At 39.5% G+C, this 25,927-nt stretch carries 23 protein-coding genes and 4 tRNA genes; 21 read left to right on the top strand and 6 right to left on the bottom strand.

The genetic code is table 11. The features are described 5' to 3' along the window. Positions 1–116: 116 nt before the first annotated feature. Positions 117–872 (top strand): alpha/beta hydrolase, encoded by a 756-nt coding sequence (locus tag I6E80_RS11795; RefSeq protein WP_197185609.1) that lies wholly within the window; start codon positions 117–119, stop codon positions 870–872. 12 nt (positions 873–884) lie between these two features. Next, entirely contained in the window at positions 885–1,403 is a 519-nt protein-coding gene (locus I6E80_RS11790; RefSeq protein ID WP_182696252.1) for a hypothetical protein, read from the top strand. Between the two features lie 60 nt (positions 1,404–1,463). Here I6E80_RS11790 and I6E80_RS11785 read toward each other — a convergent pair whose 3' ends face one another. After that, positions 1,464–2,666, bottom strand: coding sequence for a bifunctional alpha/beta hydrolase/OsmC family protein (locus tag I6E80_RS11785; RefSeq protein WP_197173316.1), 1,203 nt, complete (start codon positions 2,664–2,666; stop codon positions 1,464–1,466). Positions 2,667–2,932: 266 nt separating this feature from the next. Here I6E80_RS11785 and I6E80_RS11780 point away from each other — a divergent pair, with 266 nt between their 5' ends. Together I6E80_RS11780 and I6E80_RS11775 are read left to right on the top strand one after the other, a co-directional pair. Beyond that, positions 2,933–3,772, top strand: coding sequence for an isopenicillin N synthase family oxygenase (locus I6E80_RS11780; RefSeq protein ID WP_197185608.1), 840 nt, complete (start codon positions 2,933–2,935; stop codon positions 3,770–3,772). Positions 3,773–3,972: 200 nt separating this feature from the next. Next, positions 3,973–5,367, top strand: a complete 1,395-nt coding sequence (locus I6E80_RS11775) for a DEAD/DEAH box helicase (protein ID WP_008172585.1) — start codon at positions 3,973–3,975, stop codon at positions 5,365–5,367. A 126-nt stretch (positions 5,368–5,493) separates the two neighbouring features. Here the strand turns inward: I6E80_RS11775 and I6E80_RS11770 are convergent, their stop codons facing one another. Continuing rightward, complete coding sequence (locus I6E80_RS11770; RefSeq protein ID WP_076924388.1) at positions 5,494–6,237, bottom strand: DUF3307 domain-containing protein; 744 nt, start codon at positions 6,235–6,237, stop codon at positions 5,494–5,496. After that, entirely contained in the window at positions 6,237–6,860 is a 624-nt protein-coding gene (locus I6E80_RS11765; protein WP_024599823.1) for a hypothetical protein, read from the bottom strand. The genes I6E80_RS11770 and I6E80_RS11765 overlap by 1 nt, the downstream gene beginning before the upstream one ends. Before the next feature lie 137 nt (positions 6,861–6,997). Between I6E80_RS11765 and I6E80_RS11760 the strand changes: the two genes are divergently transcribed. The 8 genes from I6E80_RS11760 to I6E80_RS11725 all read left to right on the top strand — a co-directional run bounded on the left by I6E80_RS11760 (position 6,998) and on the right by I6E80_RS11725 (position 14,499). Next, positions 6,998–7,501, top strand: a complete 504-nt coding sequence (locus tag I6E80_RS11760) for an NYN domain-containing protein (protein ID WP_024594121.1) — start codon at positions 6,998–7,000, stop codon at positions 7,499–7,501. A 174-nt stretch (positions 7,502–7,675) separates the two neighbouring features. Next, positions 7,676–8,596 carry an NAD(+) diphosphatase gene (nudC, locus tag I6E80_RS11755; protein ID WP_024599822.1) on the top strand — a complete coding sequence of 307 codons (921 nt, stop codon included), beginning with the start codon at positions 7,676–7,678 and terminating at the stop codon, positions 8,594–8,596. 9 nt (positions 8,597–8,605) lie between these two features. Then, complete coding sequence (locus tag I6E80_RS11750; protein ID WP_197185607.1) at positions 8,606–9,787, top strand: cystathionine beta-lyase; 1,182 nt, start codon at positions 8,606–8,608, stop codon at positions 9,785–9,787. A 143-nt stretch (positions 9,788–9,930) separates the two neighbouring features. Continuing rightward, complete coding sequence (locus I6E80_RS11745) at positions 9,931–10,758, top strand: ABC transporter permease (protein ID WP_024599820.1); 828 nt, start codon at positions 9,931–9,933, stop codon at positions 10,756–10,758. Further along, the gene (locus I6E80_RS11740; protein WP_170072922.1) at positions 10,755–11,663 is read left to right on the top strand and encodes an ABC transporter ATP-binding protein; all 909 of its coding nucleotides are present in this window, start codon (positions 10,755–10,757) and stop codon (positions 11,661–11,663) included. The genes I6E80_RS11745 and I6E80_RS11740 overlap by 4 nt, the downstream gene beginning before the upstream one ends. Further along, positions 11,663–12,037 carry a PH domain-containing protein gene (locus I6E80_RS11735; protein ID WP_024599818.1) on the top strand — a complete coding sequence of 125 codons (375 nt, stop codon included), beginning with the start codon at positions 11,663–11,665 and terminating at the stop codon, positions 12,035–12,037. Before I6E80_RS11740 ends, I6E80_RS11735 begins: the two co-directional genes overlap by 1 nt. Before the next feature lie 199 nt (positions 12,038–12,236). Further along, positions 12,237–13,031 carry a putative porin gene (locus tag I6E80_RS11730; protein WP_101217164.1) on the top strand — a complete coding sequence of 265 codons (795 nt, stop codon included), beginning with the start codon at positions 12,237–12,239 and terminating at the stop codon, positions 13,029–13,031. Positions 13,032–13,695: 664 nt separating this feature from the next. Then, positions 13,696–14,499, top strand: a complete 804-nt coding sequence (locus I6E80_RS11725) for a putative porin (protein ID WP_024599817.1) — start codon at positions 13,696–13,698, stop codon at positions 14,497–14,499. 67 nt (positions 14,500–14,566) lie between these two features. Here I6E80_RS11725 and I6E80_RS11720 read toward each other — a convergent pair whose 3' ends face one another. Beyond that, positions 14,567–16,414, bottom strand: a complete 1,848-nt coding sequence (locus tag I6E80_RS11720; protein WP_197185606.1) for a M2 family metallopeptidase — start codon at positions 16,412–16,414, stop codon at positions 14,567–14,569. A gap of 167 nt (positions 16,415–16,581) precedes the next feature. Here I6E80_RS11720 and I6E80_RS11715 point away from each other — a divergent pair, with 167 nt between their 5' ends. Next, positions 16,582–18,858, top strand: coding sequence for an acyl-CoA dehydrogenase (locus I6E80_RS11715; RefSeq protein ID WP_197185605.1), 2,277 nt, complete (start codon positions 16,582–16,584; stop codon positions 18,856–18,858). Between the two features lie 81 nt (positions 18,859–18,939). Here the strand turns inward: I6E80_RS11715 and I6E80_RS11710 are convergent, their stop codons facing one another. Both I6E80_RS11710 and cysK read right to left on the bottom strand, forming a co-directional pair. Next, on the bottom strand, positions 18,940–19,374 hold the full coding sequence (locus tag I6E80_RS11710) for a hypothetical protein (RefSeq protein ID WP_024599814.1): 435 nt from the start codon (positions 19,372–19,374) through the stop codon (positions 18,940–18,942). 141 nt (positions 19,375–19,515) lie between these two features. Continuing rightward, the gene (gene cysK / locus I6E80_RS11705) at positions 19,516–20,484 is read right to left on the bottom strand and encodes a cysteine synthase A (protein ID WP_024599813.1); all 969 of its coding nucleotides are present in this window, start codon (positions 20,482–20,484) and stop codon (positions 19,516–19,518) included. 362 nt (positions 20,485–20,846) lie between these two features. Here cysK and I6E80_RS11700 point away from each other — a divergent pair, with 362 nt between their 5' ends. The 8 genes from I6E80_RS11700 to I6E80_RS11665 all read left to right on the top strand — a co-directional run bounded on the left by I6E80_RS11700 (position 20,847) and on the right by I6E80_RS11665 (position 25,824). Next, positions 20,847–21,998 (top strand): dicarboxylate/amino acid:cation symporter, encoded by a 1,152-nt coding sequence (locus I6E80_RS11700; protein ID WP_076924381.1) that lies wholly within the window; start codon positions 20,847–20,849, stop codon positions 21,996–21,998. Positions 21,999–22,106: 108 nt separating this feature from the next. Further along, positions 22,107–22,757, top strand: coding sequence for a UvrY/SirA/GacA family response regulator transcription factor (uvrY, locus tag I6E80_RS11695; protein ID WP_007377972.1), 651 nt, complete (start codon positions 22,107–22,109; stop codon positions 22,755–22,757). Positions 22,758–22,766: 9 nt separating this feature from the next. Beyond that, a complete protein-coding gene (gene uvrC / locus I6E80_RS11690) occupies positions 22,767–24,590 on the top strand; it encodes an excinuclease ABC subunit UvrC (RefSeq protein WP_197185604.1) in 1,824 nt (607 codons plus the stop codon). Positions 24,591–24,632: 42 nt separating this feature from the next. Beyond that, positions 24,633–25,178, top strand: coding sequence for a CDP-diacylglycerol--glycerol-3-phosphate 3-phosphatidyltransferase (pgsA, locus tag I6E80_RS11685; RefSeq protein WP_033036948.1), 546 nt, complete (start codon positions 24,633–24,635; stop codon positions 25,176–25,178). 212 nt (positions 25,179–25,390) lie between these two features. Beyond that, a tRNA-Gly gene (locus I6E80_RS11680) sits at positions 25,391–25,466 on the top strand. Positions 25,467–25,485: 19 nt separating this feature from the next. Next, positions 25,486–25,559: transfer RNA gene (locus tag I6E80_RS11675), tRNA-Cys, on the top strand. A gap of 38 nt (positions 25,560–25,597) precedes the next feature. Continuing rightward, a tRNA-Leu gene (locus tag I6E80_RS11670) sits at positions 25,598–25,684 on the top strand. Positions 25,685–25,748: 64 nt separating this feature from the next. Further along, positions 25,749–25,824: transfer RNA gene (locus I6E80_RS11665), tRNA-Gly, on the top strand. The last annotated feature ends 103 nt before the right edge of the window (positions 25,825–25,927 follow it).

Genomic DNA, 25,927 nt, shown 5'->3' with positions numbered 1-25,927 from the left:
TACTAAATATATTTAAACAATGGCGGCTATTATCGCATAGTTTGACAATAGAGAATGCAAAGCTATAAAGTAAAAGTTATTTTTAATTAAAAACAATAATTTATATAAATTTAAATATGCAAAAAACACTTAAAAAGCTTTTTATATTAAGCGCACTAGCTCTAAGCACATTAGTTATGAGCACAACAAGCTATGCAAATGATGACGTTATAACTGATAAAAGCCGTAATCGCGATATTCCTATCAATATTACATTGCCAGCTAATAATGCTAAGTGTACAGCGCAAGAAAAATGCCCTGTGGCGTTTATTAATGCGAGCTACGGTATTAGCCATAATGAATATACGTTTGTTAGTAATGCGTTTAATCAGCGCGGATACTTAACAGTAGCCGTTGCACATGAATTTAAAAGTGACCCTTACCTTAATCGTGAGCAACCTTACTTAACCACTCGCATGGAAAACTGGCACCGTGGCGTAGTAACGCTTAAGTTTTTAGTTAATGAGCTATCGAGTAAATACCCAGCGTACGACTTTACAAAGCTCGCCTTATTTGGGCACTCAAACGGCGGGGATATTTCGGCGTTATACGGCTCTATTTACCCTAATGAAGTAAGCCAAATTATTACTCTCGATCATCGCCGCATGTTGATCCCACGCAATAAAAACATTCGCGTACTAACGCTTCGTGGTAGTGATTACCCCGCTGATGCGAATGTGCTGTTAAACGATTCAGAGCTGGATAAGTTTCCTGTTACACAAACACTAATAGAAAAATCGCGTCATAACGATATGTACGATGGCGGGCCAAAATGGCTGGTGGATAGAATGAGTAAAGAAGTAGAGGGATTTTTAGATAGTAATAAGCTTTAGGAACGAGTAACAATGGAATTATATGAGCAAGTAGGTCGTAAATTTGTAGCTGGCATTTATACTTGTGATCTCAAAGGTTCAATTTGGACAGAAGCTTTTAAATTTATATTAAGATCATATGACGAGTTACATATTCAAAAAGATAAAATTCATCTTATTTGGACTGAGAACGGAGGGCAATTAAGGCGTAAGCTTTCAAATGATAAACTCTTACTCAGTGTCTTAAAGTTGACTCTTCCAAAATACACCGGGAAAGCATTGGTACTATATCGTGGTGAGTGCCAATTTTTATATGATCAAAATAAGATTGGTTTCTGTTGGACTCCTTTGCAAAGTGTTGCAGAGATGTTTGGTAGTGGTCTAAACGCAATTGAATCAGGAGGTGTTCTCTTAAAAGCTTATGCCCCAGAGTCCGCAATTCTCTCATCACCGAATAAGCACAGTACTGAGCAGATGGAAGAATTTGAGTATACGTGTGATCCTACAGCTTTGGTTAATATTGAAGCTATACAATTTTTTAATAAATTTTAATCAATCTTATATTTAAAAGCATAGCGCAGTGTTAGCTGCGCTATATTACTTTTATGGTAGTTACTCTACCAATTCACTTACAATAACAGGATTGTTATGTAGTGTTTTATGCACAGGGCATTTGTCGGCTATTTCGAGTAAACGCTGGCGCTGCTCTTGTGTTAAATCACCGATTAAAGTGATTTTACGGGTAATGGCTTCTAGGTTACCGGTTTGCTCACAATCGTCGCAATCTTTGTTGTAATCTCGAGTGTGATCAAGTTCTACTTTGACATGCTCTAGCGCTAAGTTTTTACGTGTAGCGTACATGCGCAGTGTCATTGCTGTACAGGCACCAAGCCCCGCCAATAAGTGATGATACGGATCGGGGCCTAAGTTTTTACCGCCTACCTTTATTGGCTCATCGGCAAGCCAAGTATGATCTTTGGTGCTTACGTGCTGAGTAAATACATGATCTTTTTCTTCAACAAGTACATTGCCACCCGTTAGGCTTGCGGCGTATTTTGTTTTGTCATATTTAACGTAGCGATTAGCCCACGTTGCAATAATTTCTGCAGCGTAGTCGGCATCGTTTTTATTAGTAAGTAAGTGATCGGCGTTATCTAGGCTAATAAAACTTTTAGGATGCTTAGCTGATGCGTAAATTTTTTCGGCTTCGCTAATATTTACAGTTGCATCAATAGGGGAGTGCATTACTAATAATGCGCGCTTAAGCTTACTAATGTGGCTTTTATCGTACTTGGCTATATCGTCTATAAACTGTTTTTTAATGGTAAATTCGCGGCCTGCTAGGCTTACTTTTGCTTCGCCGGCTGCGTTAATTTCATCGAGATGTGCTTCAAAGTTATGCGCTACGTGTTGCGCATCTGACGGTGCACCAATAGTTGTAATGGCCGATACTTCAGGAATGTGCTCAGCAGCAGCCAGTACCGCAGCGCCGCCTAAACTGTGGCCAATGAGTAATTGCGGCGCTGCAAAGTGCTTACGCAGATGATCAGCCGCTGAAACTAAATCTTGAATGTTCGATGAAAAGTTACTGTTAGCAAAGTCGCCATCGCTATTGCCTAAACCGGTAAAGTCAAAACGCAGTACAGCTATGCCTTGTTGCGTAAGTGCACGGCTTATACGTGTAGCTGCCGCTATGTCTTTTCCGCATGTGAAGCAGTGTGCAAATAGCGCGTAAAACTTAACGTCACCAGAGGGAAGTTCAAGTTGGCCGGCAAGTTCTAAATCGCCGCTTTTAAAAGATACTTTTTGTCGCATGGGGAGCCTTATTTACACAAATAAAATACATTATAGTAGTTGACCAGAGATTGTTACTAAACCTTGCAAATTCAACGTTTTTTTATAAGTTGATCTTGATCAAGCTAAGTGGCGGCGGCTATGCTTTGCGGACATATGTCCTTATGTTTTTAAGGTCATTTGTCTATCCTCGCATAGCGCTATAATGAAGGCTTTGCTACTTTATCTTAGCTATTTGCTACTATTGAAGCAGTTCACTTCTCACAACCTATTCACTGGAACGTACAATGCAATTACCTACTGTTGATTATAAAGCTCCCGATGCGGCTGCACAATTTGTTGAATCATTAAGAAATACTGGATTTGGCGTTTTAAAAAACCACCCAATCCCACAGTCTTTAGTTGAGTCTATTTACAAAAATTGGCAAGACTTTTTTAACTCAGAGCAAAAGCAGGACTTTTTATTCTCTAAAGAAACTCAAGACGGTTATTTTCCGCCTTCAGTATCTGAAGTAGCGAAAGGCTTTACAATAAAAGACATTAAAGAGTACTTCCATGTGTACCCTAAAGGTCGCGTTCCTGCAGAGCTTGAAGCTGATGTACGTGAATACTACCGTTTAGCAAGTGAATTTGCTGGTACTTTACTAAGCTGGGTGCAGGCTGAATCTCCAGCTGATGTACGTGCTAAGTTTTCGATTGATTTAAAAGACATGATTGCCGATTCTGAGCAAACATTGTTACGTATTTTACATTATCCGCCAATGACAGGTGATGAAGAGCCAGGTGCTATTCGCGCAGCAGCTCACGGCGATATTAATTTATTGACTGTATTGCCAGCTTCTAATGAGCCTGGTTTACAAGTTCAAAAAACAGATGGCGGTTGGTTAGACGTGCCATGTGATTTTGGCAGCTTAATTATTAATATTGGCGACATGCTACAAGAAGCGTCGGGCGGGTATTTCCCATCGACAATTCACCGTGTAATTAACCCAACGGGCAAAGCATCTACTAAATCGCGTATATCACTGCCGTTATTTTTACACCCGCATCCAGATGTTGTGCTTTCAGAGCGCTACACGGCAGATAGCTACTTGCAAGAACGCCTGCGCGAGTTAGGTGTTAAGTAACTCTTATACTTAGAGTAATTAAGTATAAATATAAAACGGCTTATGGCCGTTTTTTGCATTTTTAAGCAACTTGGTCACAGGTTTAATTTTATTAAGCTATGCTCAATTGCTCGCAACGTAAATAATGGCATGCATTCTTAGCTACTACAGGTATAATGCGCGCAACTGGCTAATGTAGCCTAATTTAAAAGAGAGTTTATATGAGTTTTGAAGGTTTAGGTTTATCACAGTCTTTGGTTAATGCGGTTTTAGAAAAGGGCTATGAAACGCCAACGCCGATTCAGGCTCAAGCAATTCCTGCAATTATTGAACGCCGTGATGTTATGGCGGCAGCGCAAACGGGGACTGGTAAAACAGCAGGTTTTACATTACCACTTATTGAACGTTTGTCTTCTGGCCCTAAAGCTAAAAGTAACCACGTACGTGCACTTATTTTAACGCCTACACGTGAGCTTGCTTTGCAAGTAAGCGAAAACGTTGAAGAGTACGCTAAGCATTCGGATGTGAGCTCGTTTGTAGTTTACGGTGGCGTTAAAATTAACCCACAAATGCAACGCCTTCGTAAAGGTGTTGATATTTTAGTAGCAACGCCGGGTCGTTTAATCGATTTACATAATCAAAATGCCGTTAAATTTGATAGCGTTGAAGTGCTTGTACTCGATGAAGCTGACCGCATGTTAGACATGGGCTTTATTCACGACATTAAACGCTTAATTGCTAAAATGCCTGCTAAACGTCAAAACTTGATGTTTTCAGCTACGTTTTCAGATGAAATTCGCGCATTAGCAAAAGGGTTAATTAATGACCCAGTTGAAATTTCAGTTGCTGCAAAAAACACCACAGCTAAAAGTGTTACTCAGTGCGTTTACGCGGTAGATAAAACACGTAAAACAGCATTGCTAAGCCACTTGATTCGCACTAACGATTGGCAACAAGTGTTAGTGTTTAGCCGTACAAAGCACGGCGCTAACCGCTTAGTTAAACAACTAGAGCGCGATGATATTGTAGGCGCGGCTATCCACGGTAATAAATCACAAGGCGCTCGCGTTAAAGCACTTGATGGTTTTAAAAGTGGTGAAGTACGCGTACTAGTAGCAACAGACATTGTTGCACGTGGTTTAGACATTGTTGAATTACCGCATGTTGTTAACTACGACTTACCAAACGTATATGAAGATTACGTTCACCGTATTGGCCGTACAGGCCGTGCTGGTGCGTCGGGTCATGCAATTTCGTTTGTAACAACAGAAGATGCTGTTGATTTATACGGTATTGAACGCTTTATTGGTGAGCTTATACCGCGTGCTGAAGAAGACGGTTTTGAGCCTATTAACCCAGTAGCAGAGCGCGCATTAGATGCTCGCCCACTGCCGGCTAAAAAACCTAAGAAAAAGCAGCCTTTTAATAAGCCTAAATCTGATAGCAGCAAGCCTAACAGTAAAAAGCCGAACAATGGTGGTAATGGTACCGGCCCACGCCGTGGTGGTTCTAAAAAGCCAGCAGCTAAAACAGATGACAGCGCGCAAAACCCATGGGCAAAGCGTGAATCTGTTGGCGGTAATGGCCAACGCCGCCGTCGCACAAATAACGATTAATCATTATTAAAGATTATATTGGCGTTTAATTAATTTAGAATTTAGTTAAGTGCTGATACAAAAAAACGCGCTCCCTTCTTTTGAATAAATAGAAGTAGCGCGTTTTTTATTGCCTGTAATGTGTTATTAGCTGATTAAATAGTTAACACCTAAACCTACAAATAAAGTCACACTTACGCTAAGTAGTGTACCGAGCATAACGTACTCGGTAAGTTTTTTATCTTTACTGGCACTTAAATCGCCAAACCTAAATACCGATTTTGCGGCAAGTAAAAAGCCGAGCCCTGCAAATTGGTCAAGCAATATAAAGCTCAGCATAAGTACGCGCTCCAACATACCAATGCTTTGCCCTGCAAGCACTAAGCTACCAGTACTTGAAAAGTTACTTGTTAAACGCTCTAACATCATTCTTATAAATACGGCGCTAGGACTCAAAATAATTAAATAACCGCATACCACCCACAGTATTTTAGGATCAGTGAGCATATTATTAATTGCAGCCATAAAGCTACTGTTATCAGTTAGCCAAATACTGAGCGCAATAATAACGAGTATGTGCGCTATTTGATCAAGTAAAAAAGGTACCACGCCTTTATTAGAATACGATTTAGCTATATCAATAAGATAATGGCTCACCATAATGCTTGCCGTTGCAATTAAAACACTGCTTAGTTGCTGCCAGCCAAATGTGTATTCCCACACGGTAACGATGAGTGCACTTGTTACACCATGCACGAGTACATGAAAATAAAGCTTAGTGGCTTTAAAGTGACGAGTGTTTCTCTCGTTTACCCAACTCATAGGTTGCCAGTAAAAGTCAGCGAGTAAGTGGCCAATAATAAGTGCGACCAGTAAAAGTGAAAACGCCATTATTCACCTCCTTTAATTATATTTTTTATAACGTGCTGTGTGTGCTTAATGAAGCGCTCTATAAGTTGGTAATGCGCTAAATTTAGTAGTTTTGTTACATTTTCGCGACTTGTTTTAAGCTCTTTAGCTAGTGCCGCATGGCTGTTGTCTGATGATGTTAAATAGACATACAGGGCATTTGCTTGTTTTTGTGTGATTTTAGTGAGCAATACGTCAGCAAAGGCTAAATTAAGATTTAAGCTTTCATCGAGCTGCTGCTCATTAATATTAAAAACAAAGCGTTGATTGCTTATTTTATCAAGGGCTTGCCCCGAAAGGGTAAAAGCAGAGCCGGTTGCTGTTTTTATATCGCTGCGTGGGTTATCTATTTGCCCAAGCGCTAGGCTTTGGCGTAGCTCATAACCTGATGATTTAAGGTGTAAATACACTAGTATAGCGTTTTTAAAAAGATACTCAGGGTTATTAACTTGTAACTGAAAGGCATCGCCTCGGTATATATTCCAAAGGGTTTGCTCACCCGAAATATTTCGCAAACTTTGCTCTAGTTGGTAAAGCATGGCATCGTATTGCTGCTTAGGGATGGTTTGCGATTTAATAATATCGCCGCTGATCACACCAATCATAAAAATCTCAAAATGGTTACTTTTTAATATGTAACCAATATTGGTTACATAAGGGTAAGTAACTAATTTAGGTTACTTAAATATAAATTGCAAGGTACACTTATTTTAATTGCTATTAATCCTCATTAGGACACTAAATGACTTTACAAAACGAGCAGCAAAGCACGAAACCACGAGTCGGTATTTTTGTTGATGTGCAAAATATTTATTACACGTGCCGCGAGAGTTACGGAAAAAACTTTGACTACAATGCGTTTTGGCGGGTAATGCAAGCGCAATACAATATTGAATGTGCTTTTGCGTATGCTATTTATCGAGGGGATGAAAAGCAAAATCAGTTTCAGAATATTTTGCGTGCGATTGGTTTTGACGTAAAGCTAAAGCCATTTATTCAACGTCGTGATGGAAGTGCTAAAGGCGATTGGGATGTAGGCATAACAATAGACATGTTAGAGCAGGGTAAAAATCTTGATAAGGTTATTTTGCTCTCTGGCGATGGTGACTTTGCCTTGTTACTTGGGCATTTAAAAAATCAATATAATGTACCGTGCGATGTTTACGGTGCTGACCGGTTAACCGCTGAGGTATTAAAACAAAGCGCTGAGCAATTTCATTTAATTGATAATACTTTGCTACTTTAATAGCAAAAAATAGTTAAAAAAATGCAAGCTAAGTGCCTGCAACATGAGAGATTTTAATACAAAGCCGTAATAGATGAATTAAGCCTTATATAGGCTTTTTTTATTACTGTAATCAATTGGGTTTGCTAAATGATTATGGTAATTTTAAAGCATAACGAGTTACCAAGGACTTACATGCTTCATTACAGCAACATGCCACTAGATAGAGGCTCAAATTTTCGTAAAGACCCATCGTGGCTTAAAGCGCAAATGTCGGCGCAAAGTAAATGGGTTTTAGTTAAAAATAATCAAACACTATTTATTAAAGATACCCCTAAAGTAAGCTATTTAACGTATCAACAAGTGGCACATTTAGATTTAACGAGTGCTATTTTTGTTGGTTTAAACAATGCTAAACATGGTGTGTTTGCACTGGATGTATCTGATCTGGATGAAAGCGTACTTATACCTTTAATAGAGGGCGCTCAGTTTTTTGATATTCGCCAATATGGGCCTCAAGTAACCATTAAATATGCCTCAATAGCGGCCCTTGCGAGAGGTTTATGTTATTGGCATGCCACGCATCGTTTTTGTGGGCGCTGTGGTAGTAAAAACCGTTCAGTGGAAGCCGGGCACTCTAGAGTGTGTGAAAACGAAAACTGTAAGCATCCTACATTCCCGCGCACCGATCCTGCGGTAATTATGGTTGTAACTAAAGTCTTTGCAGATGGAGTAGAGCGCTGTTTGTTAGGTCGCCAAGCTGCGTGGCCTATCGGTATGTATTCGTCGCTTGCTGGATTTGTAGACCCAGGGGAGACACTAGAACAAGCTGTTGCACGTGAAGTTAAAGAAGAGGCAGGTATAGAGGTTGATAATGTACGTTATGTAGCATCTCAGCCTTGGCCGTTCCCATCGTCAATTATGCTTGGTTTTTTTGCAGAGGCGACATCTGAGGAAATTAACGTAGATAAAGAAGAGCTAGACGATGCAAAATGGTTTAGTCGTGAAGACTTAGCACAATTTGGTAATTGGCACGAAGAAGGGGAGCATTTAAAGCTGCCTAGGACCGACTCTATCTCTCGTTATTTAATTGAGCATTGGCGCACAAACCCTTAAGGATTAACAATGTCGAGTAAAAGTAATAAAAACACTCAGCTGGTATCATCAGGGCGCAAAAAAGCCTATACACATGGCGTAGTAAACCCCGTTGTACAACGGGCATCTACCATTGTATTTGATACTGTAGCCGATTTAAAAGAAGCGGCTAAAACCCGTGGCGATAAAACGTTATTTTATGGGCGTCGGGGAACAACAACACACTTTGCGCTGCAAGAAGCGATTACAGAACTTGAGGGCGGCGAAGGGTGTGCATTATACCCTTGTGGCGCGGCGGCGATCAGCCAAGTATTTTTATCGTTTTTAAAAACCGGTGATCATATTTTAATGGTTGATAACGTGTACGAACCAACTCGCGATTTTTGCGATAAAATTTTAGTGGGGCTGGGCATTACAACAACCTATTACCCGCCAACCATTGGCGCAGGTATTAAAGATTACATTCAGCCAAATACTAAAGTGTTGTTTTTAGAGTCTCCAGGTTCTATTACGATGGAAGTGCAAGATGTGCCCGCTATGGTAAAAGTAGCCAATGAGCACAACGTAATGACCATGCTTGATAATACCTACGGTAACGGCTTGCATTATCGCCCGCTAGAGCACGGTGTTGATATTAGTATTCAGGCTGCAACAAAGTACATTGTTGGCCATTCAGACGTAATGATGGGTGTGGCTGTTGCTAATAAAAAGTACTGGCCAACCTTGCGCGAAAACTCGTACTTACTAGGGCAATGTACCAGTGCCGATGATGCGTATTTAGCGCTTAGAGGCCTGCGTACAATGGGTGTGCGTTTAAATCAACATGAAAAAGCAGCAATAAAAGTAGCTAAATGGCTTGAACAACATGAGCTTGTTGATCATATTCGCCACCCTGCATTTGAAACCTGCCCAGGGCATGAGTTTTTTAAACGTGATTTTGATGGCAGTAATGGGTTGTTTTCATTTGTGATGAAAACCGGTAATCAAAAAGCGATTGATGAATTTTTAGATAGCCTTGAGCATATTAAAATGGGCTTTTCGTGGGGCGGTTTTGAAAGTTTAGTAACGGCTAATTTAACTATGAAAGGGCTACGTTCAAATACAGGTTGGGATTTAGGCCCGGTTATTCGCCTGCATATTGGCCTTGAAGATGTTGAAGATTTAATTAGCGATTTAAGCCAAGCACTTGAGGTTTATAAGCAGCATTTATAATTTATATCGCAATTTATGCTGTTACATTTAAATGTATTGTTACAAAGCTCACCATAGGTGGGCTTTTTTTTGCTGGTAATTCAAGGTGTTTACACTTAGTGTGGATAAATACACAGAAAATAAAAAGTCATTAAGGATAGTCAATGGCAACACCATTACCGATAAACGTAGGGCGATTAACGCAAATAGCGGGATTTGAGCTTGTACGTATGTTTTTAACTAAACGTGGACTTATTGCATTAGCTGCCTTTGCATTGGTTTGGCTAATCATACTGCGCTACCCAATAGGACAAGCAGTAGGCATTGTAAGTGCGCCCGATTTTGAGCAAATAGCCCGTGATATATCAGGATCTATTGGTTTAAGTAAGTTATTAGATTGGCCTGAGGCCGAATTTGCTATGTACTGGTTAATAGCCCTGTATAGCTTTCCCGTTTTTGGTTTATTTATTTGTAGCGATCAAACAGTAGGCGACAGAGAGCGTGGCACACTGAGGTTTTTATCACTGCGCTCCACTCGCTTTGAAATACTGTTTGGCCGTTTTTTAGGGCAGCTAGCGGTATTAGCCTGCTTAGTGGGCATTACTCTTGTGGCTACGCTCGCTGTACTAGGGTTTAGAGATCCAAGTTTACTGGCTGGTGGTTTTGCCCGTGCACTTTCTATATTTTTAATATTAGTGATTACTCTGTGCCCATTTGTAGCACTTATGACGTTAATAAATACTTTTGCTCGCTCATCGCGCTTATCTATTGTATTGGCTATTTTATATTTTGCAGCAGGCGGTATTGTAGTTGGTATATTGCAATGGCAAATACCCGCATTAGGCTTGCTTGATTATTTATTTCCGGGTGTGCAAATAGAGTTATTAGCGGGGCAAAATTTACCATTATTAAGCGCTGTTGCTATTCCCCTTGTACAAACAGCGGTGCTACTAAGCGTTGCTCAACGTATTTTTGCAAGGAGCTCACTATGAGACCATTAATTACAGCTAGCGGTTTGAGTAAATCGTATGGTGCAAAACTTGCGCTTAATAATGTGGACTTTGAAATTAACAAAGGCGCGCCAGTGGCGCTTGTCGGGCCAAATGGTGCGGGTAAAACTACCTTATTTAGTTTGTTGTGCGGCTATATAGCGCCAAGTAAAGGCAGCCTTGAAATATTAGGGCATAAACCTGGTAGTGCAGCTTTATTTAATAAAGTAAGTGCATTACCGCAAGATGCACAACTTGACCCTCGTTTTAATATAGACAAGCAACTCGCCTTTTATGCAAAACTACAAGGTATGGGGGCAAAGCAAAGCCAAACTGAGGCGCTACGTGTACTTGATTTAGTTGGCTTAAAAGAAATTGCAAAGCAGCGTGCAGGTGACTTATCGCACGGTATGCGCAAGCGCGTTACGATAGCGCAAGCACTTATTGGTTCACCACAAATTGTAATGCTTGATGAAGCAACCGCAGGGCTTGATCCGATTCATGCCAGAGAAGTACGTGAGCTAGTATCTGAATTAAGTGAGCAGGCTACATTTATTTTAAGCTCTCACGATTTAACTGAGCTTGAGCGACTATGCTCACAGGTACTTCATTTAGATAAAGGCGTACTAAGCGAGCACCAAACAAAAACTAATAATACCGATAAACACTTTTATACATTAATGCTAAGCGAGGCTTATCAAAATGTTGAGCAACAGCTTCAAGCAATTGCAGGGGTGAGCCGGGTGTATATGAGCCAACATAAAGAATATGTAGTTGAGTATCAGCCAACAGGTGAGCCGCTTGATATTGCACTGCTGAGTTTTTGTCATCAGCACAATTGGAAGTACAGGCAGTTAGTTAATGGTCACACATTAGAGAATCAAATATTTAAACAGGAGAAAGTATAATGGGTTTACTTAGCGGACTTATGGGTAATGCAAGCGAAGTTGACGATTCTGATTTAGAGAAAATCCTCGCCAATACATTAATTGACGGTGAACAAGTAGAAAAGGCATATAAAGTAGTACGTGATATGTTTATTTTTACTAATAAGCGTTTAATCTTAATTGATAAGCAAGGTATGACCGGTTCTAAAATGGAAATGGTGAGTGTTGCTTACTCTAAAATAACCAAGTTTAGTAAAGAGAGCGCAGGCCATTTTGACTTAGATGCCGAGCTAAAAATATGGGTTGGCTCAGATCCAACACCAATTAGTAAAGAGTTTAAGTCTGGCGATAATATTAACGATGTTTACCGTATTATTAGCCAACACGCGCTTTAATACGGTACATGTTTTAAGTAGTTGTTGACTAGATGTTGCAACTACTTTAATTTTACAGTTTACAACACTTCCTTACAATTAACTTAATAAATACAACTGGTTAGTTAAGTTTTCATTCAGTTTCCTAACGTTAGCATGTGCCTCGACTTTAGCAATACAGCTAGAGCATAAAAAGCAATGTACATAGGGAAGTCTTACAATGAAAAAATTAGCAGTTATTATTTCGAGCATTTTATTATCTAGCACTGCGGCTGCTGCAGACAGCTATAATTCAATTAGTAACCTAAGCTACAAAAATAGCGATAACAACGATACTGTTGCTGTAGATTCTATTTACTACTTATCTCCTAAAAAAACTTTAGGTCCGTACGATCAGTTTGAATACATCAATAAACAAACTAACGTATATGGTGGCTACGCAGATGACGATTTTGGCGATTTAACATCAGTTGGTGGTGAATACTTCATTAATGAATTTGTTGTTGGCGCATCTTACGAGAATACAGACCTAGATTCAGGTTCTAACAGTGAGCTTTATAAACTGACGGGTGGTTACTTTTTCAACCCTGATTTACTTGCAAAAGTAACACTAGTTGAAAACAAAGACGGCGATGATTACGCATTATTTGATTTAGCTTACAATTACATGCTAAACAGCACAGATTACGTAGGTGTTACACTTACATCAGACGACGATTTTGATTACCGTGCAGTAGCTGCTAAATACTTTATTGATTTACAGCAAGGTAACTACCTTACTTTTGAAGGTAAATACGAAAGCATTGATGATGCAGAAAACCAATGGGTAGCAGAAACTAACTACTACTTCTCAAAAGCAACATCTGTATTTGCTAACTACAATAAGCAAGATACTTATAGCTTTGGTGCTCAACACTTCATCAATAAAAATATTGGTGTAAAGGTGGGTTACGAAAACAACGCTGATGATTCTGACAACGATGCGTACTTTGCTAACATGCGTTTTCAGTTTTAATTAAGTCCCGTACTTAGTTAATACAAAAGTAATATTAAAAAGCCCGCTAAATTTAGCGGGCTTTGTCGTTTTTAAACGTTTGAGCTTTCAACTATAAACTTTTACCAGCCATAATTACGGCCCTTATCATGCTCATCTAAATAACTCCTTTAGGTTATAAATAGAGTCGCCATGAATGGCTAAATTGTTATTAAAGCCATTAAGTGCAGTCGATGATAATAGCTATAAAATAGTAAGAATTGGAGTTGTTTTTGCTAGTAAACAATAGTTATTGGAAAAAACAGATAAAAATATGCACTGATACAAACCTATTTTTCATTATAAATACAGAAAAAATGAATTAAACAGAGTAATTTTTTTGAGAAATTAAAAAAAATTAGTGAGAGGAAATTATATTGATGAGGTTTATCGAATAATTCAGTTGTGTTCAATTTAGCGACAGTTTGTACCGTATTTGTTACTTTTTGAATTTAAATGATGACATGATATTGTCTTGTAGGTTTGGTTGATACTTTATATTTACATTTGCATGTAAATTATTACAACTCCATTGGTTTTAATTTGACCTTTTATTCAGTTTTTGTTCATTTTTTTGGCGTTAGGATGCGCCCCGACTTTGGCTAGACAGCTGAAGCATAAAAGTAATATTTATAGGGAATTTAAAATGAAAAAATTAGCCGTTATCATTTCGAGCATTTTATTATCAAGCGCTGCAACCACTGCAATCGCCGCAGATACTTACCAATCAATTAGCCATGTAGGATATGTGGACGTAGATGGTGATGACACATTAAGTGTTGACTCAACGTATTATTTTTCTCCAAAAGCGACTTTAGGTCCTTACGATCAATTTGAATACATCAATAAGCAAACAAATGTTTATGGTGCATACAGTGATAATGATTTTGTAGATGTTACTAGCGTTGGCGGTGAGTATTTTGTAGAAGATTTTGTATTAGGTGCACAGTACAATAATTTCGATAGTGATTTTGGCTCAAGCACGGATGTAATTGAACTTTCAGCGGGTTACTTCTTTAATCCAAACCTTGTATTAAAAGCAACGTTTGTTGATGTAGAAGATGCTGACAATCAATTTGTGTTTGACTTAGCGTATAACCACCAGTTAAACAGCACTGATTATATCGGCTTTACAGTAACAGCAGATGATGAGTTTGATTACCGTGCAGTAGCAGCTAAGTACTTTGTTGATTTACAGCAAGGTAACTACTTGACTGTTGAAGGTAAATTTGAAGATGTTGATGGCGGTTCAAGTAACTGGGAATTAGCATCTAACTACTATTTCAGCAAAGCAACATCGGTTTTTGTTACAGTTAATAAAAATGATGATTACACTCTTGGTGCTCAACACTTTTTCAACAACAATGTTGGTTTAGAAGCAGGTTACGGCAATAACTGGGATGATTCTGATTATGATGCCTACTTTGCAAATGTAAGCTTACAGTTCTAATTTTACAGAAAATTAGAACATGAACAAAAAGCCCGCTCATTTGAGCGGGCTTTTTGTTCAGCGCTATTTACCAGCCGCAGTTGCGGCCTTCGTTTTGTTTATCTAAATAAGTTTGTAATGGTGCAAAGTAATCGAGCATTGCTGTTGCATCCATTTGCGGCTTACCTGTTACAGTTTCAAGCGCCTCTTGCCAAGGGCGAGACGAACCCATTTCAAGCATAGCGTTTAGCTTATCCCCTGCTTCTTTTGAGTTATAAATAGAGCAGCGATGAATGGCTTTATCGTTACCGGCAATTTCACATAAGCTGCGATGAAACTCAAATTGTAAAATATGCGCTAAAAAGTAACGTGTATAAGGCGTGTTACCCGGAACGTGGTACTTAGCACCCGGATCAAAATCATTTTCGCTACGTGCGATAGGAGCTTGCACTCCTTGGTATTTTTCACGTAGTTCCCACCATGCTTTATTGTAATTTTCTGGTGCTACTTCCCCTGAAAATACCTGCCAGCGCCACTGATCAACCATTAAGCTAAACGGCACAAAGGCGACTTTATCAAGTGCCATTTTCATTAATAAACCAATATCTTTAGATTCATCAGGAACTTGTTCAAGTAAGCCGATTTCTTTTAAGTAACCCGGTGTAACCGATAAGGCAATGGTGTCACCAATGGCTTCATGAAAACCATCGTTTGCACTTTCTTGATAAAATAAAGGCTGCTTGTTGTATGCGCGTTGATAAAAGTTATGACCTAATTCATGGTGAATAACTGAAAACTCTTCGCCTGTGCGCTGAATACACATTTTAATGCGTAAATCGTCTTTGCTATCGATATTCCATGCTGATGCATGACACTGCACATCTCTGTCTTTTGGTTTTACAAACAGTGAACGCTCGTAAAATGTCTCTGGTAGTGCGTCAAAACCCATTGAGGTAAAAAAGTTTTCAGCCCCTTTTACCATTTTAAGTTCGTCGTAATTATTTTGAGCTAATAACTCGGTTACGTCGTAACCCGGATCGGCGTTTTCTGGTGCAACTACATCGTAAATATTACCCCATGCTTGCGCCCACATATTACCAAGTAAGTGCGCTGGAATAGGTTGGTCTTGCGGTACTTTGTCGGTGCCGTACTTTTCACCTAACTTTGCGCGAACATGGCAGTGTAGCGAGTTATACAGCGGTTTAACTTGGCCCCAAATACGGTCAAGCTCGGTGGTGAAGTCATCAGCAGGCATATCGTATTTACTGCGCCACATAGCGCCCGTATCGGCATAACCAAGCTCCTTTGCACCTTCGTTGGTCAGTACTACTTGTTGCTCGTAAAGTGAGCGCATTGGTTTTGATATTTGACGCCAGCCTTGCCATAAATCAAGTAGTTCGTTGTAATCTCGGCTGGTGGCCATTTTTGAAGTCATGTCGCCAAGGCTTAAACAGCTGCCGTCTTCTTTACAGTATTTACCCTTACCGTATAGCCCGCCAAGCTCTGCGACAATTTGTGAAAGTTTCGCTGTTTTATCAGCGTCTTGTGGGGCAGGAAGTGTAAGTGCTAGTTTTAGTTTATCAAGTTTACGGCGAGCATCGTAATCAAGCTCTAGTTCGTCGTATTTTGCAGCTTCATTGGCTAAACGCACGACTGTTTCGGTCATTTTACGGTTAACTTCAGCCGATAGAGCCGACGTATCATGAGTAATAAAGTTTGCGTAAATCCATTCTGCACGGCTCGATTCTAAATAAAGTGCATTTAGTTCTTTTTCTGTGTTTGTTATAAATGTTTTTGCACCTTTAGCTGTTACAGCTTTTTTAGTGTGTGCTGAATCGGTAGTGTCTATCGTTACTTCTGCATCGCAGGCCGTTAAAGCGAGAGTACTTGCTACCATTAAGGCGCGCATACTTAGTTTAAATCGAAAGGGGGTCATGCTATTCCTTTAATTTATTGTTATTAAAACGTTGATAATAGCAGTGATGTTTAAAACAATAAAATGGATGCGTTAAGGCTCACGACTCGTCGTGCAATGATTGTATTTAAATTAAGATGGGTCATAATTAAGTTACTATTTTCATTCAATGTGTAAGGAATGTGCGCATGTTAATATTTATAATATTGCTGGTCGTGGTGGTGGTTATTTTTGCGGTTAAAGATATTCGCCTAAATTTGATTAGTCGTCCTACGTTTAAAATGTTCAAAAAGGTGCTTCCGCCATTATCGCAAACAGAGCGAGAGGCGATGGAAGCAGGTGATGTTTGGTGGGATGGTGAGTTATTTAGTGGTAACCCAGATTGGCAAAAACTGCACCGCTTTCCTAAACCAGAGCTTAGCGATAAAGAAAACGCATTTATGGCTAACCAAGTAGAAACCTTATTGGCGATGCTTGATGATTATCAAATTGTACAAAAAGACAAAGACTTACCAAAAGAAGTGTGGGATTACCTAAAAACAGAAGGTTTTTTTGCGCTGATCATTCCTGAAAAATTTGGCGGTCGTGAGTTCTCGGCAATTGCTAATTCAACGATAGTGTCAAAAATTTCGACTAAAAGCTTAACAGCCGCAGTCACTGTTATGGTGCCTAATAGCTTAGGTCCAGGTGAGTTACTTCTTCACTATGGTACTAAAGAGCAGCAAGATCGTTGGCTGCCAAGTTTAGCAAATGGTACAGATGTTCCTTGTTTTGCATTAACGGGACCAGAGGCGGGCTCTGATGCTGGCAGCATTCCTGATTCCGGTGTGGTGTGTATGGGTGAGCACAATGGCGAGCAAGTAATGGGCCTGCGTTTAAATTGGTCAAAGCGTTACATTACGCTTGCACCCGTTGCTACTGTACTCGGCTTAGCATTTAAAATGTATGATCCAGACGCTTTATTAGGTGATAAAAAAGAGCTAGGCATAACGTGTGCGCTTATAGCAACCGATCATCCGGGTGTCGAAACGGGTGAGCGTCATTATCCACTTAATATGGCCTTCATGAATGGTACCACTTACGGTAAAGATGTATTTATACCACTGGATTGGATCATTGGTGGACAAGAGTGTGCAGGGCGTGGCTGGAGAATGCTTGTTGAGTGTTTAAGTGCAGGGCGTGGTATATCACTACCAGCATTGAGTGCAGCAACTGGACATTTAGCTTCAAAAATGACATCGGCATACGCCATGGTACGCCAGCAGTTTGGTGTATCTATAGGGCAGTTTGAAGGTGTGCAAGAGGCACTTGCACGTATTGGTGGTTTAACTTACACACTTGAGTCGTGCCGATTAATGACCGCAGGTGCGATTGATTTAAAATTAAGCCCGTCGGTTGTAACAGCGATTGCTAAATACCATATGACTGAAATGGGTCGTACGGTAATGAACGATGCAATGGATATTCATTCAGGTAAAGGAATTCAAGTAGGGCCTAATAACTATTTGGCGCATGGCTATATGGGTATTCCAGTATCAATTACGGTTGAAGGCGCAAATATTTTAACGCGTAACTTAATGATATTTGGCCAAGGTGCAACACGCTGTCATCCATTTGTTTTAAAAGAAATGGAAGCCGCTGCAATGGAAGATGACGACGCAGCACTTGAACAATTTGATGGTTTATTAATGAACCATATAATATTTGCAGCAAGTAATGCAGGCATGGCATTTGTGCATGGCTTGACACGTAGTTGCTTTGCTAAAGCCCCTGTAGGTGGTGAAACGGCTGTTTATTATAAACAATTGAGTAGAATGAGCCGAGGCTTAGCTATTTGCACAGACGTGGCTATGTTAATGCTTGGCGGTGAACTTAAACGTAAAGAAATGATATCGGCACGTTTGGGTGATGTATTAAGTCATTTGTACTTAGCATCAACTGTTTTAAAACGTTATGAAGACGAAGGGCGCCAACAAGCTGATTTACCATTTGTAAAATATGCAATTGAGAACTCATTATTTGAAATTGGCCAAGCGTTTAATGGCTTCTTTAAAAACTTTTCAAATCCGGTTGTTAATTTTATCCTTAAACGTATCGTGTTCCCGCTTGGAAATCATTACCACAGACCAAGTGATGAAATAGCACAAAGTATTTGTGAGCGTATGACTCAACCGGGTGTATTTAGAAACCGCTTAACACACTTATGTTATGTAGATGAAAATGCAGGCACAGGCGTAATGGAAAATGCATTTTTAGCAATGCACGACATGCAAGCGCAGTTTAAAGATTTAAAACAATGGCAGCGCAAGGGCAGTGTGCCAACAACGCTTGATATTGAAGGCGCTATTAACTATGCACTTGAAAATAAGTTACTTGAGCAAGCAGACGCAGATGCAATGCATCACGCTAATAAGTTACGAAAGAAAGCCATTGCAGTTGATAACTTTCAACCAGGTGAGCTGTAGCGCACTACTTTAAATACTAACTCAAGCATGATCAAAAAGGCCTTACAAATGTAAGGCCTTTTTATGTGTAATTCATTTCTTTTAACGAGCGTAAGGGTCGGCAACAATTTTATCTATGTACCATTTCCCCTTTTTACGAAGCATTTTTACGCTGCGCATTTCGTCAATTTTATCACCATTTAAATAGCCGGTAAAAATAAGGTTTATTTTGGCATTATCACCGTACTGCTCACGGACGCTCATATTGGTCATATCAACTTCAATGGTTACTTCATCGTATTGCATATTTACTAAGTTACGGGAAAACTGTTTAGCAGTACCGTAGGATTTCATTATGCGTGTAAGGTTGGGTGTTGCCATGGTGCTGGCTTTTTGAAGGTCTTGCTGGTTATAAAGCGCATCAAAATAAGCTGTTGCTGTATCGCCAGGAGTGTCGCCAAGTGTTTTGGTATCGTCACCGCAGGCTGATAAAAATAAACAGAGAACCAAACTTAATAAACTCGTGATTTTTTTCATATTAATTATTATTAATTAGTTTTTTTAAAGTGTGTGGTTTATCTATGAAGATGTAAAGGTATGGCGGGCAATAAATAGAAAATTGGATAATAAATAATAAAAAAGGATGCCTAAAGCATCCTTTTAAAATTTTAGAATTGCTTATTGCACTAGCTCTTGCTCACTAAACTCTTCATCAAACATTGGGCTTGATAAGTAACGCTCAGTTGCACTAGGTAGGATGACAACAATATTTTTATCTGCGTTTTCAGGTTTTTCAGCAATTCGCTTAGCTGCAACAACCGCTGCACCTGACGAAATACCGACTAAAATACCTTCTTTTTTCATTAACTGATGCGCCATTGCAATTGCATCTTCGTTAGATACAAGCTCAGCTGCATCAATTAAGTCCATATCTAAGTTACCAGGGATAAAGCCTGCACCAATGCCTTGGATTTTATGAGGGCCTGGTTTAATTTCTTCACCGGCAAGCGTTTGGCTAATGACTGGAGAGTTAGTTGGTTCAACAGCAATAGATTTAACGTTTAGACCTTTTTCTGTTTTAAGGTAACGGCTAACACCTGTAATAGTACCACCTGTACCTACACCGGCTACAAAAAAGTCTACTTTGCCGTCAAGTGCATCGTAAATTTCTGGGCCTGTTGTTTCAAAGTGAATTTTAGGATTTGCAGGGTTTTCGAATTGTTGTAATAAAATATATTTATCAGGTGCGGTTGCTTGAATTTCTTTTGCTTTTTCAATTGCGCCATTCATACCTTTAGCACCGTCGGTAAGTACTAGGTTTGCACCTAGTGCTTTTAATAGCTTGCGACGTTCTAGGCTCATAGTGTTTGGCATAGTAAGTGTTAACTTGTAACCACGAGCAGCTGCAACAAATGCAAGTGCAATACCAGTGTTACCTGATGTTGGCTCAATAAGTTCTTTACCTTCAACAAGCTGACCTGACTTTTCAGCTTCCCAAATCATTGATGCACCAATACGGCATTTGATACTAAAGCTTGGATTACGAGATTCAACTTTAGCGTATACATTCCCACCCGTAACACGATTAAGTTTTACTAGCGGCGTATTACCAATAGTTAGTGAGTTATCTTCAAAAATAGTAGACATAATGTTCCTTTGGATACAATCTGATCAACGTGCTAATAGCCTTTGCTACTAACTATACATACACACTTTACTGTGAGTTTAAAAAAACTAAAGTAAAGTTTGGCTATAACATATATTTATTGGGCTTATAACCAGTCGAAATAAAAATCAATTATTAACGGTGCTTTAGTTATTGTAGGTGCGGGCTTAATTTGAGATTTAAAGAGTAAAAACTCGTTTAGTCAAAAAATGTTCAAAAGAGCTCTAGATCAAGCTGCATTTGTTCGTTATTTGTGCATATAAATGTAACTTGAATAGTTTTATCACACAATGCGTCTAAAACATGATAAAAACACGTATCTAAATTCAATTAAGCAATCACAATGAAGTTAATCTTAAAATTAATTGCCGGTATTGTGGCCGGTATCTTAGTCGGACTATATGTACCTATAACTGGTGTTGAACTTTTATTTACAGTAAAAGAGCTGATTGGTCAAATTATCTCCTTTACCATCCCTCTTATCATTTTGTTTTTTATTGCATCGGGTATTGCTGGCCTACCAAAAGGGTCTGGTCACTTACTTGGTAAAACAGTCGGGTTTGCTTACAGCTCTACCATTATTGCAGGTACGCTTGCATTTCTATTAGTAAGTGCTGTTATACCTTTTTTAAGTGGTGGCATTACTTTTGAAGCTGAAGTTGCAACTGAAATTGGCAGTTTTATTGATTTAGAAATTCCACCTCTGATGGGTGTAATGACCGCATTAGTGACTGCTTTTGTATTTGGTATAGGCATGAGCCAATTAGAACTTGATACACTTAAAAAGGTGTCTGATCAGGGGCGAGATGTAATTGACGGGTTATTATCAAAAGTAATTATACCTGCTTTACCATTTTACATTGCTGGCGTATTTGCCGAAATGACGGTAGCGGGCACTGTGGTTGATACATTGCAAACATTTGGTGTAGTACTAGTTGCTGCGCTTGTTATGCATTGGTTATGGTTAAGCGTTTTATATATAGCGACAGGTATATTGTTAAAACGTAATCCAATCGAATTAGTTAAAAATATGCTCCCAGCTTACTTTACTGCGTTAGGTACTATGTCGAGTGCAGCAACGATTCCAGTATCGCTACAATCAAGTAAGGCAAATAATGTTAAAGAAGATGTAGCTAATTTTACTGTGCCGCTTTGCGCGACTATTCACTTATCTGGCTCAACTATAACAATAGTAACCTGTGCAATGGCTGTTATGTTTTTATCGCCAAGCATGGAAGTTCCTTCATTAATGGGTATGCTGCCATTTATTATGATGTTAGGTTTAGTAATGATTGCAGCTCCAGGTGCTCCAGGTGGTGCAGTCATGTCGGCGCTTGGTTTATTAACAAGCATGCTTGGGTTTAATGAAGGTGCTGTAGCATTAATGATTGCACTTTATTTAGCACAAGATAGCTTTGGTACTGCGTGTAATGTAACGGGTGATGGTATCATTGCGTTATGGGTTGACAGATTTAGCGAAAAATCGTCAGCTTAAACTATTAGGGTGAGGCAATAATATTAATTATTGTTTCGCTTTATGTATGTTACTGTGGCAAATTAATTTAATTAAATTGCATGTTGTTAGGTAAGTGAGGATGTTCCATTGATTAATGTACTTTTAGTTGATGACCATGAACTTGTACGAACAGGAATCAAGCGTATTCTTGATGACGTACGAGGGTTTAAAGTAATTGGCGAAGCTAAAACTGGCGAAGAGGCTGTACAGTTTTGTCGTCAGCATGCGCCAAACATAGTATTAATGGATATGAATATGCCAGGCATGGGCGGATTAGAAGCGACTAAAAAGATTTGTCGTTACTGCCCAGATGTAAAAATTATTGTGCTTACTGTTAATTGTGAGGATCCGTTTCCGAGCAAGGTAATGCAAATTGGCGCGCATGGCTTTTTAACTAAAGGTGCAGGCTCTGACGAAATGGTTCGTGCTATTCGTTGCGTTCATGCTGGTCAGCGTTATATTGCCCCTGAAATTGCACAGCAGATAGCGCTTGCACAAGTAACAGGGCGCACAGATGAAAACCCTTTTCAGAGTTTATCTGAGCGAGAGCTGCAAATTATGCTTATGATCACCAAAGGTGAAAAAGCACAAGATATAGCAGAGCGTTTAAATCTAAGCTCTAAAACAGTAAATAGCTATCGCTACCGTATGTTTGAAAAGTTAAATGTAGGTGGCGATGTTGAGCTTACCCATTTAGCTATTCGTCATAAAATGATTGATATAGACGTTTCGTACTAAATATAATTTATGTCTGAATTTGATCACGTACATTTTCTCAAAACGCTATCAAGCGAGCCGGGTGTATACCGAATGCTTGATAGTGACAGCCAAGTTATTTATGTTGGTAAAGCTAAGCATCTAAAAAAGCGTGTTAGCAGTTACTTTAGAGGTAATATTACCGATAGCAAAACACGCGTTTTAGTGAGTAATATTAGTGACATTGAAGTCACTCTCACCAATACTGAAACCGAAGCGCTGCTGCTTGAAAATAACCTAATAAAAAAATATCAGCCTCGCTACAACATATTATTGCGCGACGATAAGTCGTACCCCTATATTTTACTAACTAGCCATAAACACCCACGTTTAGCGTTTCATCGTGGCAGTCGTAAAATTAAAGGCGAGTACTTTGGGCCTTTCCCAAGCGCAGGAGCGGTATCTGAAAGCTTGCGCTTAATGCAAAAAATATTTCCTGTTCGTCAATGTGAAGATGCTTATTACCGCGCAAGAAGTCGCCCGTGTCTGCAATATCAACTTAAACGTTGCTCAGCTCCCTGTGTAAATAAAGTAACGGATGATGATTACAGCGAGCAGGTTGATTATGTTCGTAAATTTTTAACAGGTAAATCTCACGAAGTTATTGCTGATTTAATAAAAAAAATGGAAGCAGCCAGCCTGCAGCTAAACTTTGAATTAGCGGCAAAAGTTCGCGACCAAATAATGCTACTTCGTAAAATGCAGGAGCAACAGTCTATTTCTGGTAACTTTGCAGAAATGGATGTTGTCGGTTTTGCGCATTTAAACGGGTTAAACGGTATTCATTTATTAATGATCCGCGATCATAAAGTGCTGGGTAGTAAAACCTATTTTCCAAAAGTACCTAAAGATTCGAGTGAACAAGAAATATTGACCTCATTTTTAGGACAGTACTATTTAGCGCCAGGAGCAACTGGGCGCATTGCAAAAGAAATCATATTACCGTTTGAAATAGAAGAAAGCGCGGCGCTCGGCGAAGCACTCTCACAAATAAGTGAACGTAAAGTAACTCTTAAAGTTGTCACTCGGGGTGAGCGTGCGCAATACCTACAACTCGCAAATAAAAATGCATTAAACAGTATTGCGGTTAAACAAAGTACCCAAGACTCTATTAATAAACGTTATGCACAATTAAAAGCAACACTGCGACTTGACGATATTACCCGAATGGAGTGTTTTGATATAAGCCACACCATGGGGGAGAACACCGTTGCAAGTTGTGTTGTATTTGACTCACAAGGCCCAAATACAAAAGAGTATAGGCGCTACAACGTAACAGGTATAACTGGTGGCGATGATTATGCTGCAATGGAATTTGCACTTAACAAACGCTATAACAAGTTAGTAGACGAAGACAAAATTCCAGACGTTATCTTTATTGATGGTGGTAAGGGGCAGTTAGGGCGCGCTGAGCAGTATTTTTCTAATTGGCCGCACACAAAAATGCCTTTATTAGTAGGTGTTGCAAAAGGAACGAGTCGCAAACCCGGTCTTGAAACATTATTGATTGACGGTGGACGCAAAACTATTCCGATGGATTCAGATGCACCTGCGCTTCATTTGATTCAGCATATACGTGATGAGTCTCACCGTTTTGCAATTGCTGGGCATCGTAATAAACGACAAAAACAACGAACACAATCACTATTAGAAGAAATAAATGGAGTAGGTTCTAAGCGTCGCCAAACATTATTAAAATATTTAGGGGGCATGCAAGGTGTAAAAGCTGCTAATATAGAACAGTTAAAGAAAGTTCCTGGGATCAGCCCTGACATGGCTGAGAAGATATTTAACCATTTGCATGACAAGGGCTAGCCCTTCATGCGAATATAGCCAAAAAGACATATCCAAGTAGTTATGTGGAATATTCCAAACACACTTACAACATTTAGACTTTTTCTTATCCCCGTTTTTTTGGTGATATTTTATTTGCCTTATAGCTGGGCATTTTTTGCTGCCGCCTTTATTTTTTGGCTTGCATCGATTACCGATATACTAGACGGTTATTTAGCAAGAAAGCTTGAGCAATCAACTCCTTTTGGTGCTTTTCTAGATCCTGTTGCTGATAAAGTAATGGTATGTGCTGCTCTTGTTGCATTAGCCGATCAGTATCAAACTATGTATATGACAATACCAGCTCTTATTATTATAAGCCGTGAAATTATTATATCTGCACTTCGCGAATGGATGGCAGAGCAGGGCAAGCGCGGTAACGTGGCTGTTTCAAACATGGGTAAAATAAAGACGGCTGCACAAATGTTAGCCATTATCGGTTTGATTTGGCAATATGATACGTGGATGAACTATTTAAGTTTTGGATTACTGTACATTGCGACCTTTTTAACCTTGAGTTCTATGATGCAATATTTACGTGCAGCATGGGGTGAATTGACTAAAAATTAACTCTAAATGTATAATAACGAACCGTTTTAGATAAAAAACAAGCAAACAGTTCAAAACTAGCATTTTTTGTATTGACGCGTTTAATAATCTCTGTAGAATGCGTCCGTGTTGAGAGGGCATAGCCCCCGAGATAAACAAAACGGTAATTAATCAGTTACCTGAATGTTCACATAAATCATCATGTGTTAATTCAAATAGCTGATAAATAAAATGCGGTACTAGCTCAGTTGGTAGAGCGCGACCTTGCCAAGGTCGAGGTCACGAGTTCGAGCCTCGTGTACCGCTCCAAGTTATCTGGATGCATTGGGGCGGAATGGCAGAGTGGCCATGCACCGGATTGCAAATCCGTTTACCTCGGTTCGACTCCGGGTTCCGCCTCCATATAATTTACTCCACACGCTTTAATTAGCAAACTCGATGCCCGAGTGGTGGAATTGGTAGACACAAGGGATTTAAAATCCCTCGACTAACAAGTCGTGCCGGTTCAAGTCCGGCCTCGGGCACCACTATGTGGTTTAATTACATTACCAAGTGTAATTTATAAAATGATTAATTTAGAATTAATATGATGCGGTACTAGCTCAGTTGGTAGAGCGCGACCTTGCCAAGGTCGAGGTCACGAGTTCGAGCCTCGTGTACCGCTCCATATTAGTTTTATCCACTTGCTTTTAATAGCAAACTCGATGCCCGAGTGGTGGAATTGGTAGACACAAGGGATTTAAAATCCCTCGACTAACAAGTCGTGCCGG

It is taken from the genome of Pseudoalteromonas sp. NSLLW218 (assembly GCF_015864775.1).
Lineage (GTDB): Bacteria > Pseudomonadota > Gammaproteobacteria > Enterobacterales > Alteromonadaceae > Pseudoalteromonas.
Note: the sequence above shows the minus strand (reverse complement) of the source record. Positions and strands in the feature narration are given on the sequence as shown.